Annotated in this window: 2 protein-coding genes; both read right to left on the bottom strand. The window is 64.2% G+C overall.

Features of this window, described 5'->3' with window-relative positions:
• Positions 1 to 368: single-stranded DNA-binding protein (locus tag NQ160_RS24305; protein ID WP_257517528.1), on the bottom strand; the 368-nt coding region annotated here is incomplete at its 3' end.
• A gap of 5 nt (positions 369 to 373) precedes the next feature.
• On the bottom strand, positions 374 to 757 hold the full coding sequence (gene rpsF / locus NQ160_RS24300) for a 30S ribosomal protein S6 (protein WP_257517527.1): 384 nt from the start codon (positions 755 to 757) through the stop codon (positions 374 to 376).
• Positions 758 to 824 lie beyond the last annotated feature (67 nt).

The raw sequence follows: 824 nt of genomic DNA, 5'->3' as shown, positions 1-824 counted from the left end.
CTGCTGCTGGTACGCGTGACCTGTGCGGTTGCGTAACGCAGCGACGGGCCGATCTCATCGACCTCGAGCTCGATGGAGACGCGGTTCTGCCCCTCGCGGTCCTGGTAGGACCGCTGCTTCAGGCGACCACTGGCGATGACCCGCATGCCCTTGGTGAGCGAACCGGCCACGTGCTCGGCGAAGTCGCGCCACACGCTCGCGCGGAGGAACAGCGCTTCGCCGTCCTTCCACTCGTTCGCCTGACGGTCGAAACTGCGCGGCGTCGACGCGATCGTGAAGTTCGCGACGGGCAGTCCGCTCTGCGTGTAACGCAGCTCGGGGTCTGCCGTGAGGTTTCCCACAACGGTGATGACGGTCTCGCCAGCCATCGTCGTTACGCCTTCGCAGCCTTCGCGGGCGCGGCAGCCTTGCGGGCAGCCTTCGCCTCGGAACGCTCCTTCTCGGCGGCGACCATGGCCATCGCCTCTTCAGCGCGGAGGATCTTGGTGCGCATGATCTGCTCGTTCAGCTTCAGCTGACGGTCGAGCTCCTGCGCGGACTCGCTGCTCGCGGTGAAGTTGACGACGGCGTAGACGCCCTCGGTCTTCTTCTGGATCTCGTATGCGAGACGGCGGCGACCCCAGATGTCGACGTTGTCGATCGTGCCACCATCGTTGGTGATGACCTTGAGGAACTTCTCAAGGTTGGTGGCGACGAGGCGCTCGTCGATCTCGGGGTTGAGGATCACCATCAGTTCGTACTGGTGGATGTGCGTCACTTACCCACCTCCTTCGGACTAGAACGGCTCCCGGGCATTTCCCGGAAGCAGGAGGGTGTGTGCACTG

The organism is Microbacterium sp. zg.Y909 (assembly GCF_024626565.1).
The sequence above is the reverse complement of the archived record's forward strand: the minus strand, read 5'-3'. Positions and strand labels throughout refer to the sequence as shown.